Here is a 1,520-nt window from a genome sequence, read left to right on the forward strand (position 1 = left end):
ATAAAATAAATCAAACCCCCTAATAAATACACATGTAAAAGGGACACTACCAAAATTTCTATAAGCCCCATATTTTGGGGGCAAAGCTCATGACAGGTATAACACTCGGTGCAGCGCCAAAATTCTCCCGCTTCCAAAACCTCTCTTAATTTTCCCTCTAGCAACATTTTAATTATATTATGCGGATCGAATTTATCATCTGCGACCGGGCAGTCAGAGGAACATGCGCCGCATCTTGCACAATTCTTGAGAACTGTAATATCAAAAATTTCTGAGAGAACTTTTAATGCTTCTCCACGTTCTTTAATTCTATTCACTAAATCTAAAACATTAATTTTATGGGTTGATAGCCCCATGTCTACTGCTTCTATTCCCAGTGACAATCCCAATAACTCCAAGTAGTAGAAGACCGGGACACTGAGATTTTCCTTCATTAGTTTCTGAGCTGAATCATACTGCTGGAAACATGAGGGACAAACGACAACTAGGCAGCCAGCCCTCTTCTTAATCTCCTCCAACTTTCTTTTAGATAATAGTAGAGCCTTATCTGATTCCACTAAACTTAAATTACTGCCGCAGCAAAGCATTTTGGTTTCATAATCGACACTATCAGCTCCCAGAACTTGACACAGCTTATCAAGAGACATCGGATTCAAAGGATTATCAAAGAAGATTACTTCACTAGGTCTTAGAAGATGGCAACCATAATGACAAGCCACCTTTAAACCGTGAAGAGGATACACAATTTTTTCTCTTATAGCATCCAATCCGATTTCAATCAGGAGTTCCACAAAATGTTTTACTTCAACATTTCCATTGTAGTTTAAACCAATTTCCGCTAGTTTTGAGTTTATTCGCTCTCTCAAATCAGCATCTTTTCTTAGTTCCAGGTTGGCTTTTTTAGACTCTCAGAGCAACCACTGCAAAGACACAGAATATCTAGCCCCTGTTTTTCAGCCAATGCAAGATTTCTGGCTGCTAAAAAGTACCAATAATCATCATTAACGGCCTCAACAGCTATAGTATTTGGACAGCATGAGAAATCAGATACATCCTCAATTTCTACACCTAGCTTATCTAAGACCCTTCTTGCAGTGATTTCTAACGAAGGGAGCCTAAAAGGAATCAAACAACCCAAAAACAATACGAATCTCATACAATCACCGATAGAAACATGCGTCTTTACCATAATCTCGTCAACTTTTTATAAACAGCAGATAAAGGATCAAAAAAGTCACCACATCTCCTTTTTAAAGCTCTATTTATTTCTCATTATTTTCTTATTAGACTTTTAGAGAAGTCAATTCTGGCACCAATATTTATCATTCATCTCCTGTTTGCATATCAATTATCGAAGTTAATTAGGAAACGTGTAATTACTAGTTTTTATATTTTTCTAATATTTTTATGATTGACAGTAATTTTTATCAGTCACACATGTTAACCAAAAAAATAGCAACACGAAATAGATAAAAAACTTTCAATCTCCGTAGCTGGAGAACGGTTTTTGCAAGGGTTGT

Annotated in this window: 2 protein-coding genes; both read right to left on the minus strand. The window is 36.5% G+C overall.

Annotated elements, in window-relative coordinates; translation table 11 throughout:
* On the minus strand, nt 1–866 hold an 866-nt coding region (locus tag ACUVXA_RS20805), incomplete at its 3' end, for a heterodisulfide reductase-related iron-sulfur binding cluster (protein ID WP_445873208.1).
* A gap of 14 nt (nt 867–880) precedes the next feature.
* Complete coding sequence (locus ACUVXA_RS20810; RefSeq protein WP_445873209.1) at nt 881–1,156, minus strand: heterodisulfide reductase-related iron-sulfur binding cluster; 276 nt, start codon at nt 1,154–1,156, stop codon at nt 881–883.
* Nucleotides 1,157–1,520 lie beyond the last annotated feature (364 nt).

Source organism: Candidatus Jordarchaeum sp. (genome assembly GCF_052745115.1).